The sequence below is a fragment of the Streptomyces sp. NPDC051183 genome (genome assembly GCF_040682455.1).
Classification (GTDB): domain Bacteria; phylum Actinomycetota; class Actinomycetes; order Streptomycetales; family Streptomycetaceae; genus Streptomyces.
Genome location: NZ_JBFBBA010000006.1, coordinates 132,906 through 148,758, shown reverse-complemented (window position 1 = coordinate 148,758; position 15,853 = coordinate 132,906). Strand labels below are relative to the sequence as shown.

General features: G+C 73.7%; 11 protein-coding genes (1 of these 11 running past the window's edge). All 11 read left to right on the top strand.

Annotation, left to right across the window (positions count from 1 at the left end; all coding sequences use genetic code 11):
- Positions 1–3: 3 nt before the first annotated feature.
- Complete coding sequence (locus AB0M99_RS07385; RefSeq protein ID WP_365917696.1) at positions 4–306, top strand: Dabb family protein; 303 nt, start codon at positions 4–6, stop codon at positions 304–306.
- A gap of 45 nt (positions 307–351) precedes the next feature.
- Positions 352–1,782 (top strand): phenylacetate--CoA ligase family protein, encoded by a 1,431-nt coding sequence (locus tag AB0M99_RS07380; protein WP_365917695.1) that lies wholly within the window; start codon positions 352–354, stop codon positions 1,780–1,782.
- Positions 1,782–2,768 carry a branched-chain amino acid transaminase gene (locus tag AB0M99_RS07375; protein ID WP_365917694.1) on the top strand — a complete coding sequence of 329 codons (987 nt, stop codon included), beginning with the start codon at positions 1,782–1,784 and terminating at the stop codon, positions 2,766–2,768. Before AB0M99_RS07380 ends, AB0M99_RS07375 begins: the two co-directional genes overlap by 1 nt.
- A 6-nt stretch (positions 2,769–2,774) precedes the next feature.
- A complete protein-coding gene (locus tag AB0M99_RS07370; protein WP_365917693.1) occupies positions 2,775–3,419 on the top strand; it encodes a hypothetical protein in 645 nt (214 codons plus the stop codon).
- 1 nt (position 3,420) lies between these two features.
- A complete protein-coding gene (locus AB0M99_RS07365; RefSeq protein WP_365917692.1) occupies positions 3,421–4,407 on the top strand; it encodes an ornithine cyclodeaminase family protein in 987 nt (328 codons plus the stop codon).
- Positions 4,408–4,462: 55 nt separating this feature from the next.
- Positions 4,463–5,563 (top strand): hypothetical protein, encoded by a 1,101-nt coding sequence (locus AB0M99_RS07360; protein WP_365917691.1) that lies wholly within the window; start codon positions 4,463–4,465, stop codon positions 5,561–5,563.
- Positions 5,563–6,696 (top strand): hypothetical protein, encoded by a 1,134-nt coding sequence (locus tag AB0M99_RS07355; protein ID WP_365917690.1) that lies wholly within the window; start codon positions 5,563–5,565, stop codon positions 6,694–6,696. The genes AB0M99_RS07360 and AB0M99_RS07355 overlap by 1 nt, the downstream gene beginning before the upstream one ends.
- Before the next feature lie 241 nt (positions 6,697–6,937).
- Entirely contained in the window at positions 6,938–8,002 is a 1,065-nt protein-coding gene (locus tag AB0M99_RS07350; protein WP_365917689.1) for an LLM class flavin-dependent oxidoreductase, read from the top strand.
- Between the two features lie 56 nt (positions 8,003–8,058).
- Complete coding sequence (locus AB0M99_RS07345) at positions 8,059–8,298, top strand: MbtH family NRPS accessory protein (RefSeq protein WP_365917688.1); 240 nt, start codon at positions 8,059–8,061, stop codon at positions 8,296–8,298.
- 214 nt (positions 8,299–8,512) lie between these two features.
- Entirely contained in the window at positions 8,513–13,525 is a 5,013-nt protein-coding gene (locus AB0M99_RS07340; protein ID WP_365917687.1) for an amino acid adenylation domain-containing protein, read from the top strand.
- Positions 13,522–15,853 carry the beginning of a non-ribosomal peptide synthase/polyketide synthase gene (locus AB0M99_RS07335; protein ID WP_365917686.1) on the top strand. Its footprint extends 21,245 nt past the window's final position, so 2,332 of the gene's 23,577 nt are visible here — the first part of the coding sequence; the start codon lies at positions 13,522–13,524; its stop codon lies off the right edge, out of view. The genes AB0M99_RS07340 and AB0M99_RS07335 overlap by 4 nt, the downstream gene beginning before the upstream one ends.

Genomic DNA, 15,853 nt, shown 5'->3' with positions numbered 1-15,853 from the left:
CCGATGATCCGACACATCGCGCTGTTCAAGCTCAAGCCCGGCTACGACTGGGACCACCCGCAGGTCGCCGCCGCCGAGGCGCTGGCCGTCCGGATCGGTGACGAGGTTCCGGAGCTCATGCAGTGGCAGGCCGGGCGCAACGTCACGGACCGGCCGGTCGCCTACGACTACGCCATCGTCGGGCTGGTGCCCGACGAGGCGGCCCTGGGGCGCTACCTCGTCCACCCCTTCCACCAGAGGTCCGCGGACCTGTGGAAGGAGATCAGCACCTGGGTGATCGCGGACCTGGTCGAGTCCGCGGCCTGACGCCGGGCGTTCACCCCACCCCCCGCACGAGAAGAGAGGCTCGCCATGTACACCGTCTACCGGCCGGAACTCGCCGAGATCGCAGGCACGCTGCGCGATCAGCACCGTTCCTTCCTCGCGGGGGAGTGGGACGCCGAGCGCGTCGACGCCCATCAGGCCGCGCTCGCACGCCAGACCGTCCGCTACGTCAAGCAGAACTCGCCCTTCTACCGGGAGCACCTGGCCGCGGTCGACCCGGACCGGATCGTCCGGCTCGACGAGGAGACCCTGGCCGGCATTCCGTTCACCACCAAGGAGGACCTGCGCAGCGCACAACAGGCCATGCTGTCGCGGCCGTTGTCCGACGCCTGGATCTTCTACGAGACGACCGGCACCACCGGGCGCTCCACCCCCTGCCCCCGCGACGACATCGACTCGATCCACAACAACACCGTGCTCACGCACTACTACGGCACCGTGTTCGAGGAGTTCGGCGAGGGCCAGGTCATCGGCTCCAGCGGCCCCACCGAACTGCACGCCTTCTCCGACACCTTCGGGGACGTCTGCCGCAACCTGAACCTCACCGTCGCCAAGATGTGGCCGCACTCCCCGATGGTCGGCTTCGAGCGGGCCCTCCAGGTCATGCGGGACTTCCCGATCACCGGCCTGTTCTGCACCCCCGGCATGGCGATGACGCTCGCCAAGCACGCCGTGCGCGCCGGGCTCGACCCGCGCCGCGACTTCCGCCTCCAGGTCATCATGACCACCGGCGAACTGGCCTCCCCGAACCTCCTCGCCAACCTCGGCGAGCTGTGGGGCGCCCGCGCGCACAACGCCCTGTACGCCTCGCAGGAAGCGAGCGTGAAGGGCGCCGTCGCCGCCGACGGCAAGCTGTACACCGCCCCGCTCATCTCCTACTCCGAGGTCATCGACCCGGACACCGGGCGCTGGGCGCGGCGCGACCCGGCCGGGGTCCGCGAGGGCGAACTCGTCGTCACCCACCTCTACCAGGGCGCCAAGCCGCTCGTGCGCTACCGCACGGGCGACCTCGTCCGCATGCGCGACGCCCGCCCCGGCCAGACCGTGCCCGCCCCCACGCTGGAGGCGCTCGGCCGGGTCCGCGACCGGATCCCGCTCGGCAGCCACAGCCTGACCGGCTACGACCTGGAGAACCTGGTGCTGCGCCACGTCCGGGGCTGGCTCGACTACCAGGTCGTCATCGACCGGGCCGACGGCGTCGACCGGCTCTCGCTGCGCCTGGAGCACCCGTCCGGCCGTACCGCCGACCTGGAGGCCGTCGCCGCGACGCAGGCCGACGTACTGGCCGAGCTCGGGCTCGAACTCGACGTCAGCGAGTCCACCTTCGGCAGCGTCACCAGCACCGGCGCGATGGTCAGCTGGAAGGCCGCCCGCGTGGTGGACCTGCGCACCGGCATCGACGACGTGCACGACCTGGAGGCGCTGGCCGCCGCCGGCATCGCCGCGGGGAGGTCCTGATGACCGCCCAGAGCCTGAAGGACGCGACGGCGCCCGTACGCCCCGGGGTCGCCCCCTGGGTCTTCCACGACGGGACCCTCGTCCCCTTCGCCGAGGTCGGGCTGCCCCTGACCACCCAGGGCCTGCAGTACGGCACCGGGGTCTTCGAGGGCATCCGCGCCTACTCCGTCGCCGGCCGCCCCGGCGAGCTGTCGATCTTCCGGGCCCACGACCACTACGAGCGGTTCCTGCGCTCCTGCCGGCTGCTGCGCATCGACGTCAAGCACACCGCCGAGGAGCTCGTCGAGCGCACCTTCGACCTGCTGCGCCGCAACGCCGTCGCACAGGACACCTACCTGCGCCCGATCGCGTACAAGCTCGGCCTGCTGCCCGGCACCCCGCCCGGCGTCCGGCTGACCGGGCTCAGCGAGAGCGTGTCCATCACCGCCTTCACCCTCGGCGCGTACACCCCGCCCGGCGGGATCCGCTGCGTGATCAGCTCCTGGACCCGCCCGCGCAGCTCCGCCATCCCCGTCCAGGCCAAGGTCACCGGCGGCTACGTCAACAGCGCACTCGCCGTGGAGGAGGCGCGGGCCGCGGGCCACGACGACGCGATCCTGCTCAACGACCGCGGCCAGGTCGCCGAGGCGAGCACCGCGAACGTCTTCGCCCTGCGCGAGGGACGCCTGATCACCCCGCCGCCCAGCGCCGATCTGCTGCCCGGGATCACCCGCGACACCGTCCGGGTGCTCGCCGAGGCCATGGGCGTCGAGACCTGCGAACGCGACCTCCAGGTCCCCGACCTGCTCACCGCCGACGAGGTCTTCCTCACCGGCACCGGCGTCGGCATCACCCCCGTCGTCGCCCTCGCCGGCCGCCCCGTCGGCGACGGCGTCCCCGGCCCGCTCACCACGCGGATCGTCGGGGCGTACGACCGGACCGTCCGGGGCGAGGGCGACCCCCGCCACGACCACTGGCTCACCATCGTTCCGATCGAGCGAGGCTGACTTCCGATGACGATCACCGCGACCCTGCCCGTCCCCATGGCCTCCGCGCTCACCGCGGCCCTCGCCGCGACGGCCGACTGGGTCACCAGACCCCCGCTGGAGCGCCACCCGCTGACCGCCGTCGCCACCCTCGGGCCGCCCGGGACCAGCAGCGAGCAGGCCGCCGGCCAGCTGTGGCAGCGGCTGCCCGACGGCCGCCGCCGCACCCCCGCCCTGCGCCTGTTCGACACGTACGAGGAGGCCGGCGAGGCCCTGCTCGACGGGCGGGCCAGCCACCTCGTCGTCGCCAACGCCTACGCCGGGGTCAACCGGTTCTACATGGACCCGCGCCTGGAGCTGGCCGGAGCCTTCTTCATGGAGACCCCGCCCTACGGCATCGTCGCCCTGCCCAGCGGCACCAACATGAACCGCCCGACCGTCGCCAGCCACCCCGCCCCGGTGCCGATCATCGGCCAGCTCCTCGACGACTCCTTCGGGGAGCCGCACATCTCCCTGGTCAGCTCCACCAGCGCCGCCGCCCGCGCCGTCCGCGAGGGCGAGGCCGACCTGGCCCTCACCACGCTGCCCGCGGCCCGCCGCCACAACCTGGTGCTGATCTCCTCCACCCGCACCATCCAGATGGTGTGGTCCGTCTTCGTCCTGGAGAACTGACGTGCTGCTCCTCGACCGGGACACCGTCCAGCGGGTCTATCCCGTCCGCGCCGCCATCCCCGTCATGGCCGAGGCCATGCGCCGCTACAGCGGCGGCCGGGCCGCGCAGCCGCTGCGCACCATCGTCCGGCCCGCCGGGGAGAGCGGACTGCTCGGCTCCATGCCCGGCCACGTATCGGGGGAGCGGCACGCGGGCTTCGGCGTCAAGGTGATGGCCCTCAAGCCGGAGAACCCGGCCCGCGGCCTCGACCTGCACATCGGCATGGTCATCGTCTTCGACCCGGACACCGCGCAGCCGGTCGGCCTCCTCGACGCCGGGGCCGTCACGGCCGTACGCACCGCCGCGGTCTCCGCCGTGGCCACCGACACCCTCGCCCGCCCCGAGGCCGGCGACCTCGCGATCCTCGGGTCGGGGGTGCAGGCCCGCAGCCACCTGCGCGCCATGCGGGAGGTACGGGCCCTGCGGCGCGTGCGGGTGTGGAGCCGCAGCGGCGAGAACGCGGACGCCTACCGCGACTGGGCCGCCGCCGAACTCGGCATCGACGTCGAGGTCGTGGCCGGCCCCCGGGAGGCCGTCACCGGCGCCGACCTGGTGTGCACCACCACCTCCTCGACGACCCCGCTGCTGGACGCCATCGACCTCGCCCCGGGCGCCCACGTCAACGCCGTGGGCAGCTCCTTCCCCGACCAGCGCGAACTGACCGCCGAGGCCGTCGCCCGCGCCGAACTCTTCGTCGACAGCCGCGAGTCGGCGCTCGCGGAGTCCGGCGACATCCGGGCCGCCCTGGAACAGGGCCTGGCCGGCGCGGACCACCTGCGGGCCGAGCTCGGCGAGGTGCTGCTCGGCCGGCACGGCGGCCGCGGCGGACCCGACGCGGTGACCGTCTACAAGTCCCTCGGCCTCGGCGTGCAGGACATCATGTCCGGCTTCGCCGCGGTCGAGGCAGCGCGCGCCCAGGGCCTGGGGACCACCTTCGACCTGGGCTGAGCGCACCGACGCCCGGCGCCGCAACGGGCGGCGCCGGCCTACGGAGAGGAACCTCTTGAAGTTCCGAATACGGGATGTACGCAAGCTCGCCATGGGCGCCGCCGCCGGGGTGCTGGCCTTCGCCGCCGCACTGCTCCCCGCACCGGGCGCGCAGGCAGCGGGCAACTGGCAGTTCGTCCAGCAGCCGCTGCCGTACAACGTCGCGGTGGACGGGGCCTCGGTCGTGCCCTTCTCGGCCACGTCGGCCGTCATCACCGAGCACGAGGGGCTGTGCGGGATCGGCGGCTGCTGGCTGCCCGAGTACGTGTGGACCTGGAACGGCTCCACCATGACCCCGCAGCAGGCGAGCCACGGCTACGACTACCCCGAGGGCCGCACGACCGGCACCGCGGCCGACGACCTGTGGTCCTTCGGCTACCCGGGCGGCATCGCCAACGGGGGCGTCGAGCACTGGAACGGCAGCACCTGGACCACCTACGGCTTCCCCGACAGGTTCAGCGGCGGCAGCGACGCCATAGCGGTGACCCGGGGCGAGGTCCTGACCATCGGCATCGAGTCCTCGACGTCCACCCGGCGCCCCGCGGTGGGGCGCTGGTCGGGCGGCGCCTGGTCCGTGACGGTCCTTCCCTCGCCCGCGGGCAAGCACGTCGACCTCGACGCCATCCACCAGGCGGGCCCGAACGACATCTGGGTCACCGGCGAGACCACGGTGGCCAAGGGGGTGACGGAGATGTACGTCGCCCGGTTCAACGGCACGACGTGGACCCAGGTCGCCGCGCCCGCCCTCAACGCCCCTTACGACCTGGTGAACCAGCAGATGGCCGGCACCTCCACCGACCTGTGGATCACCGGCAAGAAGACCAAGGACGGCTGCTTCACCTCCCTGCGCTTCAATGGGACGTCCTGGACGACCGTGCCCACCTGTGACGGCACCGAGATCAGCTCGGTCGTGAAGTACGGCACGACCTGGATCGCGAACGGCGGCTCCACGGGGCTGCGCAAGTGGACCGGCACGGCCTGGTCCCCGCTCCCGTCCCCGCGCACCACCGGCACCACGGTCACCCGCTTCACGGCGGAGCCCGGCGGAGCCGGCTTCTGGACCGTGGGCAAGGACACGACCGGACTCTTCGTCTCGCGATTCAGCGGAGCACTGTGATGAACCTGCGCACCCGTACCGTCGGCCGCCTCGCCGTCGCCGCGTCCGCCGCCCTCCTCGCCCTGGCCGGAGTCACCTCGGCCCAGGCGGCGACGGGCACTTGGGAGGACGTGACCCAGCCCGTCCCGGGCTACGGATCCGGACCGGGCGACGGGCGCAGCGGGGTGCTGGCCTTCGCCCCGGACTCCGTGGTCGTGGTGGAGGCCTCGTACGACCCGTGGTGCGACGCCTTCCCGGCCTGCACCTTCCCGCTGACCATGGCGTACTGGAACGGCTCCACCTGGACGCAGAAGCCCGCCCCGCCCGCGGCGAGCGGATCGGCCGACGCCGTCACCGGCACCTCGCCCGACGACGTCTGGGCCCTCGGCCTCCCCACCCTCGGCGCCCCCAGCGCCCACCACTGGGACGGGCAGGCCTGGACCGAGCGGCGCTTCCCCAACGGGTTCTCCTTCGGCAGCGCCGTGTCCACGGCCCCGGGCGAGGTCCTCGTGGCGGGCAGCGACTGGTCGCAGAGCACGATCGTTCCGGTCGTACTGCGCTGGGACGGCAGCGCCTGGGCGCGCACCAACCTGCCGCAGCCCGCCGGGCGTTCGGTCCGGCTGGAGCAGATCCACCGGGCCGGCCCGGGCGACGTCTGGGTGACCGGGACCATCGAGTCCGTGGACCGCAAGACCTCCGAGTTCTACGTGGCCCGCTCCAACGGGACCACCTGGACCCGGATGGCCGCGCCCACCCTGCCCGGCGGCCTCTACGCCACCGACGGCGAGATCGCCGGCACCTCGACGGACCTGTGGCTCGGCGCCCGCGAGACGGGCGCCGGATGCAGCACCGCCGTGCACTGGAACGGCACCGCCTTCCAGACGCCCAAGATCTGCGGGACCGACAAGGTCACCGCACCGATCGTCAGCACCTACACCAAGTACGGCAACGAGTGGCTCGTCGGGCTGTACGCCCAGCGCGGCACCGACGCGCTGCGCCGCTGGAACGGCACGTCCTGGGTCAAGACCGCCTCACCGCTGAGCGCCACGCACATCGAGCGGCTGCGCACCGACCCCGGCGGCACCACCCTGTGGTCCACCGGCCACGCCGGCAGGAGCTTCGTCGCCCGGCTCACCGGCACCCTGCCCCAGTAGGGGCGGTGGCCGGCCCCGCCGGCCCCTCGCGGACGCCCGCGGCACTCCTCCCGTGCCGCGGGCGTCCGCGCGTCCGCGCCCGCTTCCGGCGCCCGTTTCCGGCGCCGGCTCCGTCCGGCTCCGCCCCCGGCTCCGCACATTGGCCGGAAATGGATTCGATAACGCGGTAAAACCCCGGCTCCTTAGCGTCGTGCTCGCCGACCAAACGAACCGACCGCCGAGCCGATCCGAAGGAGCCGGGGTGGACTTCAGTCTGTTCTACTTCGCCAACGACAGCACCGATTCCGGCGACGCCGGGCGCTACGAACTCCTCATCGAGGGCGCCAAGTTCGCCGACCGCAACGGCTTCACGGCCGTGTGGACGCCCGAGCGGCACTTCCACCCCTTCGGCGGCCTCTACCCCAACCCCGCCGTCACCGGCGCCGCCCTCGCCGCGCTCACCGAGCGCATCGGCATCCGCGCCGGCAGCGTCGTCGCCCCGCTCGGCCACCCGCTGCGCATCGCCGAGGACTGGTCGGTCGTCGACAACCTCTCCGGCGGCCGGGCCGGGGTGTCCTTCGCCTCCGGCTGGCACCCCACCGACTTCGTCCTGCGCCCCGAGGCCCACGCGCGCCGCAAGGAACTGCTCACCGAGACGGTGGAGTCCGTACGCGCCCTGTGGCAGGGCGGGAGCGTCACCCTCCCCGACGGCAAGGGCAAGGACGCGGCCGTACGGATCTACCCGCCGGCCGTCCAGCCCGAACTGCCCGTCTGGATCACCAGCGCGGGCAGCGCCGACACCTTCCGCACAGCGGGCGAACTCGGCGCCGGGGTGCTGACCCACCTGCTCGGCCAGGACCTCGACGAACTCGCCGGGAAGCTGGCCGTCTACCGGGCCGCCCTGCGCGAGCACCACGGGGACAAGCCCGGCCACGTCGTACTGATGCTGCACACCTTCCTCGGCACCGACACCGAGGAGGTCCGCGAGCTGGTGCGGCCCTCGCTCTCCGAGTACCTGAAGACCTCCTTCGGACTGCTGTCGGGCACGGTCGACTCCGACCGCGGCTCCTTCGACCCGAAGAGCGTCCAGGAATCCGACGTCGACTACCTCGTGGAGCGGGCCTTCCAGCGGTTCTACGACCGCCAGGGCATGTTCGGCACGGTCGAGCGCGGCCTCGCCGTCGTCGAGCGGCTGGAGGCGCTGGGCATCGACGAAGTGGGCTGCCTCATCGACTTCGGAGTCGATGTGGAGAGCACCCTCAAGAGCCTCGAACACCTCAATGACCTGCGGGTTCGTGCCGCTGGACCCCGTATGGGGTCGATATAGCGACTCCTCGCAGAGTCGTACTCAACTCCGCCCGACCAACCGTTTTGGAGACCGACATGAGTGACGTCCAGACCGACGAGCGCACCTACCGCGTGGTCCGCAACGACGAGGAGCAGTACTCGGTGTGGTGGGCCGACCGCGACCTGCCGGCCGGCTGGCACGCGGAGGGCTTCGAGGGCTCCAAGGAGGCCTGCCTGGACCGGATCGGCGAGGTGTGGACCGACATGCGTCCGCTCAGCCTGCGCCGCCGGATGGAGCAGGCGGCCGCCGGCGAGTCCCTCGCCAACGCCTCCTGACCCAGCCCCCCGCCCCCCGCCCCCCGCCCCCCACCCGCTCGTCCCGGAACCCCCGCACCACCGCACCACCCCACCCCCCCCACCGCGCAGACCGCGCCGGCCCGGCCGCCCCCGCCCGGGCCGGCGCAGCACTTTCACCAGGCAGCCACACCCGCACGCATCCGGCCACATCCGATTCGAGCCGGCCCGTCAACTCATCAAGAGGACCCGAGAGATGACTCCGCAGACCCGTCAGAATGACGCCGGCTCGACCCTCGCCGAGCTGGTCGCCCAGCAGGCGCAGCAGACCCCCGACGCCCCCGCCGTCCTCGCCGACGGCCGGGCCCCGCTCACCTACGCCGAGCTCAACGCCTCCGCCAACCGCCTCGCGCACCGCCTGACCCGGCTCGGCGTCGGCCCCGACACCCTGGTCGGCGTCCACCTGGAGCGCTCCGCCTCGCTGGTCGTCTCGCTGCTCGCCGTCTGGAAGACCGGCGCCGCCTACCTGCCGCTCGACCCGGCGCACCCGGCCGAGCGGCTGCGCTCGCTCGTCGCCGAGGCCCGCCCCGCGGTGGTCCTGACCGCCGGCCGGTCCGCCGGCACCGAACTCGGCGCCCCCCAGGTGGACCTGGACGCCGAGTGGGAGCTGATCGCCTCCCTGCCGGACACCGCCCCCGAGGCCGCGGTCCAGAGCGGCCACCTCGCGTACGTCATCCACACCTCGGGCTCCACCGGCCGCCCCAAGGGCGTGCAGGTCACCCAGGCGGGCATCGCCAACCGCGTGCTGTGGACGGTCCGCACGCACGGCCTCGGCGCCGGCGACCGGGTCCTGCACAAGACGGCCATCGGCTTCGACGCCCACTGCTGGGAGGTCTTCGGCCCCCTGGTCAGCGGCGGTGCCGTCGCCCTCGCCCCGGTCGGCGCCGAGCGCGACCCCCAGGCACTCGTCGCCGCGGCCGCCCGCCTCGGGGCCACCGTGCTCCAGGTGGTGCCCTCCGTACTGCGGCTGCTCGTCGCCGAGCCGGGCTGGCGCGAACTGACCGCGCTGCGCCTGCTGTTCTCCGCCGGCGAGCCCCTCCACGCCGAGCTGTGCCGGCGTGCCCTGGACGGCCACGGCGAGCGCCTGGAGGTCTGGAACACCTACGGGCCCACCGAGTGCTCCATCGACGTCACCGCCCAGCCCTACGACCCCGCGCAGGCGAGCGGCCCCGTCCCGATCGGCCGCCCGCTGCCCGGCACCCGCCTGCTGGTCCTCGACGAGCAGGGCCGCCCGGTCCCCGTCGGCGTCCCCGGCGAGCTCCACATCGGCGGCACCAGCCTGGCCCGCGGCTACCTCGGCCGCCCCGACCTGACCGCCGAGCGCTTCGTGCCCGACCCGTACGGCTCCGCGGGCGGCCGGCTCTACCGCACCGGGGACCTGGTCCGCTGGCGCGCCGACCGCACCCTGGAGTACCGCGGCCGCGCCGACCACCAGGTGAAGGTCAACGGCGTACGCATCGAGCCCGGCGAGGTCGAGGCCGCGCTGCTGGCCCACCCCGAGGTCACCGGCGCCGTGGTCACCGCCCCCGAGGGCGCCGACGGAGCCAAGCGGCTGACCGCCCACCTCACCACCGCCGACGCCGCGCTCCCCGCCGACCTGCGCACCTTCCTGCGCGGGCTGCTGCCCGAGGCGCTGGTGCCGACCGTCCTGATCCCCCTCGCCGCCTTCCCGCTCACCAGCAACGGCAAGCTCGACCGGGCCGCCCTGCCCAGCCCCGTCCAGGACGACGCCGACCGGCCGTACACCGCCCCGCACACCGAGGCCCAGCGGATCGTCGCCGAGGTCTGGCAGGGGCTGCTGCCCGTCGAACGCGTCGGCGTCCACGACGACTTCTTCCGCCTCGGCGGCGACTCCCTGCTCATCACCCGGCTCGCCGCCCGGCTGCGCGAGGCCACCGGCAAGGACGTCACCCCGGCCGAGCTGTTCACCTCCGCCACCGTCGAGGCGCAGGCCGCCCTGCTGACCGCCGCCGGGGTCCGGCCCGCCCTGGTCCCCGTCGACCGGACCGGCGTCCTGCCGCTCTCCTTCGGCCAGCGCCGGCTGCACTTCCAGGACCGGATGAACCCCGGCGGGGCCGAGTGGGTCTCCCCGCTCATCATCGGCCTGCCCGAGGGCGCCGACACCGCGCTCGTCCAGCGCGCCCTGGACGCGCTCGAAGTGCGGCACGAGGCGCTGCGCACCCGCTACCCGGCCGACGCCGACGAGAGCGGCCAGCGCATCGTCGCCGCCGGCCCGGTCGAGCTCGCCGAGACCACCGCCACCCGCGAGGGTCTCGGAGCCCTGGTCGCCGGGCACTTCGGCCGCGGCTTCGACCTCCAGGACGGGCCGCTGTGGCGGGCCCTGCTGGTCCGCGTCGAGGGCCGCAGCCCGGTGCTGGTGATCGCCCTGCACCACATCACCTGCGACGGCTGGTCCTCCGCCCTGCTGGAGCGGGAGTTCGGCGAGCTGTACGCGGCCTTCGCCGCCGGGCGCGCCCCCGAGCTGCCCGAACTCGCCCTCGGCTACGCCGACTACGCCGCCTGGGAGCGCACCGCGCTCACCGAGGAGACCCTGGCCGCCGACCTCGCGTACTGGCGCGAAGCCCTCGACGGGCACTCCCCGCTGGCCCTGGCCACCGACCACCCGCGCCCGGCCGAACGCGACCACCGCGGCGCCGTCGTACCCGTGGTGATCCCCGCCGAGACCGCCGACGCGCTGGCCGAACTGGGCCGCCGCCACGGTGCGACCCCCTTCATGACCCTGCTCACCGGGTACGCGACCCTGCTCGCCCGGCACGGCGGCGAATGGGACGTCACCATCGGCACCCCGGTCGCCGGCCGCGGCCGACCCGAAACAGCCAACCTGGTCGGTTTCTTCCTGAACTCCCTGGCCCTGCGCGCCGGCCTCACCCCCGACCTGGGCTTCGGCGAGGCCCTCGACCGGGTCCGCGAGGTCACCCTGGCCGGCTTCGGCCACCAGGAGGTGCCCTTCGAGCGGGTGGTCGAGGAGGTGCAGGGCGACCGCGACCTCTCCCGCACGCCCGTCTACCAGGCCGCCTTCGACCTGCACGACGAGACGCTGACCACCGGCGGCGCCGACCTGGACGACCTGGAGACCTTCCGGCAGGCCTGGCAGATCGCCAAGACCGACCTGACCCTGTTCCTGCGCCGCCGCCCCGACGGCACGCTCGCCGGTGTCCTGGAGTACGCGACCTCGCTGTTCGAGGACGCCACCGTGCAGCGCCTCGTCGACCACTTCGTGCGCCTCCTCGCCGCGGCCGTCGCAGACCCGGCCACCCCCCTGGGCGCGCTGGAGCTCGCCGGAGCCGCCGAGCGCCACCGCCAGCTCGTCGAGTGGAACACCGGCGCCCACACCACGGTCGCCGAGCCCGCCGAGGCCACCGTGCTCGACCTGTTCGAGGCGCGGGCCGCGGAGCGCCCCGAGGCCACCGCCCTGCGGTACGGGGGCCACAGCACCACCTTCGCCGAACTCGACGCCCGCGCCAACCGCTTCGCCCGGCGGCTGCGCCAGTCCGGTACGACCACCGAGCACCTCGTCGGCGTACTGCTGGACCGCGGCCCCGACCTGCTGGCCGCCTTCCTCGGCAGCTGGAAGACCGGCGCCGGCTACGTGCCCCTGGACCCCGCCCACCCGGCCGCGCGCCTCGCGGGGATGCTCGCCGACGCGGGCGCCCGGGTCCTGGTCACCACCGCCGACCACGCCGTGCGCATGGCGCCCGTCTTCCCCGGCGAACTCGTCGTCGTCGACCGCGACCGGGCCGTTCTCGACGCACTGCCGAGCACCCGGCCGCCGCGTCGGCAGGACCCGCTCGCCATCGCCTACACGATCTTCACCTCGGGCTCCACCGGCCGCCCCAAGGGCGTCGCCGTCGAGCAGAGGGGCCTCGCCAACCACGTCGCCTGGGCTGCCCGCGACCTCGCCGGCAGCCACGGCGGAGGCGCCGCCCTCTTCTCCTCCACCGCCTTCGACCTGGTCGTACCGAACCTGTACGCACCGCTCGTCGCCGGCCAGCCGCTGCACGTCCTGCCCGCCGGACTCGACCTCGCCGACCTCGGCAGCACCCTCGCGCAGGGCGCCCCGTACAGCTTCGTCAAGCTCACCCCCGGCCACCTCGACATCCTGTCCCAGCAGCTCACCGACGAGCAGGCCGAGAGCCTGGCGCGGACCGTGCTCGTCGCCGGCGAGGCCTTCCCCGGCGCCGCGGCCAACCGCTGGCTCGAACTCCTCGGCCCCGGTCGGCTGATCAACGAGTACGGGCCCACCGAATGCTCCGTCGGCACCTGCATCCACCCCGTGGACGCGCCCGAGGCCGGGGTCGTCCCCATCGGCCGCCCGCTGCCCGGCCTGTCGATGTACGTCCTCGACCCGGAGCTGCGCCCCGTACCGCTGGGCGCGATCGGTGAACTCCACGTCGGCGGCACCGGCGTCGCCCGCGGCTACACCGGCCGCCCGGGCCTGACCGCCGAGAAGTTCCTGCCCGACCCGTGGGGCCCGGCCGGCTCCCGCCTCTACCGGACCGGGGACCTGGCCCGGCAGCTGCCCGACGGCACCGTCGCCTTCCTCGGCCGCATCGACCACCAGATCAAGGTCCGCGGGTTCCGCGTCGAGGCCGGAGAGATCCAAGCCGTCCTCACCGCCCACCCCGGCGTCCGCGACGCGGCCATCACCGCCGACCGGGGCCTGACCGCCTACCTGGTCCCCGCCGACGGGCAACTGCCCGACACCGCCGAACTCACCGCGCACTGCGCCCGGCTGCTGCCCGACTACATGCTGCCCAGCGCGTACGTCGCCCTCGACGCCATCCCGCTGACCGCGAACGGCAAGCTCGACCGCGGCCGGCTGCCCGACCCCGCCGAGCCGCAGACGGACGGCGACACCGGCCGCACCGGCCCCCGCGACATCGTCGAGGAGCACATCGCCTCGATCTGGCAGGAACTGCTCGGCGTCGAGCCCGACGTGCACGACGACTTCTTCCAGAGCGGCGGCAACTCGATCCTCGGCATCCGCCTGATCTCCCGGATCCAGGCCGAGTTCCTCGTCTCCCTGCCGCTCCGCGCCATCTTCGAGGGCCCCAGCGTCGCCGGACTCGCCCGCGCCGTCGAGGCGCTGGTCCAGGCCGAACTCGCCGCCGCCGAGCCGCTCGCCGAAGTGGCCGCCCCCACCCACGACTTCTCCGCCTCCACGCAGCTGAAGGAGCACCAGGCATGACCACCAGCGCCGAGCGTACCCAGACTCCCGACCAGCTCCGCGCTGAGCTGCTCCGCAGGCTCACCGCAGGCCGAGCCGGCGCCGCCGGCCACCAGGAGATCCCCCGCGTGGACCGCGGACTCCCGCTGCCGCTCTCCGCCGGACAGCAGCAGATGTGGTTCCTCAACCGCCTGGAGCCGGAGAGCCCCGAATACCTCGTCCCGCTCGCCATCAGACTCACCGGAGACCTCGACGAGAGCGCCCTGCGCACCGCCGTCGACCGGGTCGTGGCCCGCCACGAGGTGCTGCGCACCCGCTACGACCTGTTCGGCGACGAGCCGGCCCAGCTCGTCGACGAGCCCGGCCCGGTGCCGTTCCTCGTAGAGGACCTCGCCGCGCTGCCCGCCGCCGACCGGGAGAGCGTCGCCCGCCAGCTCACGGCCGAGTATGCCCAGCAGGCCTTCGACCTCGCCGGCGAATGGCCGCTGCGGGTCCGCCTCATCCGGCTCTCCGCCACCGAGCACGTCCTCGTACTCGTCTTCCACCACATCGCCTGCGACGCCTGGTCCACGCAGATCTTCGCCCAGGACCTCAGCGCCTACTACCGCGGCTCCCGCCCGGCCTCCGAACTGACCGTCCAGTACGCCGACTTCGCGGCGTGGCAGCAGAAGAACACCGAAGGACCGGCGCTCGACCAGCACCTCGCCTACTGGCGCGACCGGCTCGACGGCGTCGCCCCCCTCGACCTGCCCGCCGACCGCCCCCGCCCCGCCGTCCGCAGCTCCGCCGGCGCGGCCGTCGCCCTCGACCTGCCCGCGCAGCTCGCCGCCTCCCTGCGCGGACTCGCCACCGAGCACCGCACCACCCTCTTCACGGTGCTGCTCACCGCCTACCAGACCCTCCTCGCCAAGTACACGGGCACCAGCGACATCGCCGTCGGCACCGTGGTCTCCGGCCGCACCCGGCCCGAGCTCCAGCAGCTCATCGGCTACGGCATCAACAGCCTCGTCCTGCGCGGCAGCTGGGACGGAGACCCGCGCTTCACGCGGCTGCTGGAGCAGAGCCGCGTCGACGTCCTCGACGCCTTCGACCACCAGGACATGCCCTTCGCCCGCCTCGTCGACGCCATCCAGCCCGAGCGCGACCTGTCCCGCACCCCCCTCTTCCAGGCCGCCTTCACCCTCCACGAGTCCCGCACGGCCGCCTACGACCTGCCCGGCATCACCGTCGAACCGTTCGAGACCCCCGCAGACACCGCCCGCTTCGACCTCCAGCTCCTGGTCGAGGAGGTCCCGGACGGCACCCTGCGCGGCCGCTTCGAGTACGCCACCGCCCTCTTCGACGCCGCCACCGCGCAGCGCCTCGCCGACCACTTCGGCCGCCTGCTGCACTCCATCGCCGCCGACCCGGCCGCCAGGCTGTCCGCCCTCGACGTCCTCGCCCCCGCCGAGCGGGCCCTGGTCATCCAGCCCGCGCCCGAGGAGACCCCCGACCCGCGCTTCGTCCACGAGGTGTTCGAGGCCCAGGTCGCCGCCACCCCCGACGCGGTCGCCGTCAGCGCCGACGGGCAGGAGCTCACGTACGCCGAGCTCAACGCCCGTGCCAACCGCATCGCCCACCACCTGCGCACCCTCGGCGCCGGGCCCGACACCCTCGTCGGCATCTGCCTGGAGCGCGGCCCCGAGCTGATGCCCGCCCTCCTCGGCGTACTGAAGTCCGGCGCCGGCTACCTCCCGCTCGACCCGGCCAACCCGGCCGACCGTCTCGCGTACGTCCTGAAGGACGCCGGCGCCCTCGCCGTGCTCACCGAGACGCGCCACGCCCCGATGATCGAGGAGATCCATGAGGGCCCGCTCGTCGTACTCGACCGAGAGACCGGCTCGCAGCACTGGCAGAGCCTTCCGACTGCGAATCCGTCGCTGGCTGGCCACCCGGATCAGCTGATCTACGTCATCTACACCTCGGGCTCCACCGGCAAGCCCAAGGGCGTGTGCCTCAGCCACCGCAACATCCTGCGCCTGCTCACCACCGCCTACCGGCACTACGGGTTCTCCACCGAAGACGTCTGGCCGCTCTTCCACAGCTACGCCTTCGACGTCTCCGTCTGGGAGATGTGGGGCGCGCTGCTGCACGGCGGCAAGCTCGTCGTCGTCCCCGCCGCCGTCACCCGCTCGCCCGACGAGTTCCTCGACCTGCTCGTCGACCAGCAGGTCACCGTCCTCAACCAGACCCCGTCCGCCTTCCGCTCCCTGGTCGTCGCCGCGGCCGAGGGCGACCCGCGCATCGACCGGCTCGCCCTGCGCGCCGTCGTCTTCGCCGGCGAGAAGCTGACCGTGCCGGACCTGAAGC

Coding starts and splice junctions, on each gene's coding strand:
- AB0M99_RS07385 (WP_365917696.1), top strand. CDS start 4: ATGATCCGACACATCGCGCTGTTCAAGCTCAAGCCCGGCTACGACTGG.
- AB0M99_RS07380 (WP_365917695.1), top strand. CDS start 352: ATGTACACCGTCTACCGGCCGGAACTCGCCGAGATCGCAGGCACGCTG.
- AB0M99_RS07375 (WP_365917694.1), top strand. CDS start 1,782: ATGACCGCCCAGAGCCTGAAGGACGCGACGGCGCCCGTACGCCCCGGG.
- AB0M99_RS07370 (WP_365917693.1), top strand. CDS start 2,775: ATGACGATCACCGCGACCCTGCCCGTCCCCATGGCCTCCGCGCTCACC.
- AB0M99_RS07355 (WP_365917690.1), top strand. CDS start 5,563: ATGAACCTGCGCACCCGTACCGTCGGCCGCCTCGCCGTCGCCGCGTCC.
- AB0M99_RS07345 (WP_365917688.1), top strand. CDS start 8,059: ATGAGTGACGTCCAGACCGACGAGCGCACCTACCGCGTGGTCCGCAAC.
- AB0M99_RS07340 (WP_365917687.1), top strand. CDS start 8,513: ATGACTCCGCAGACCCGTCAGAATGACGCCGGCTCGACCCTCGCCGAG.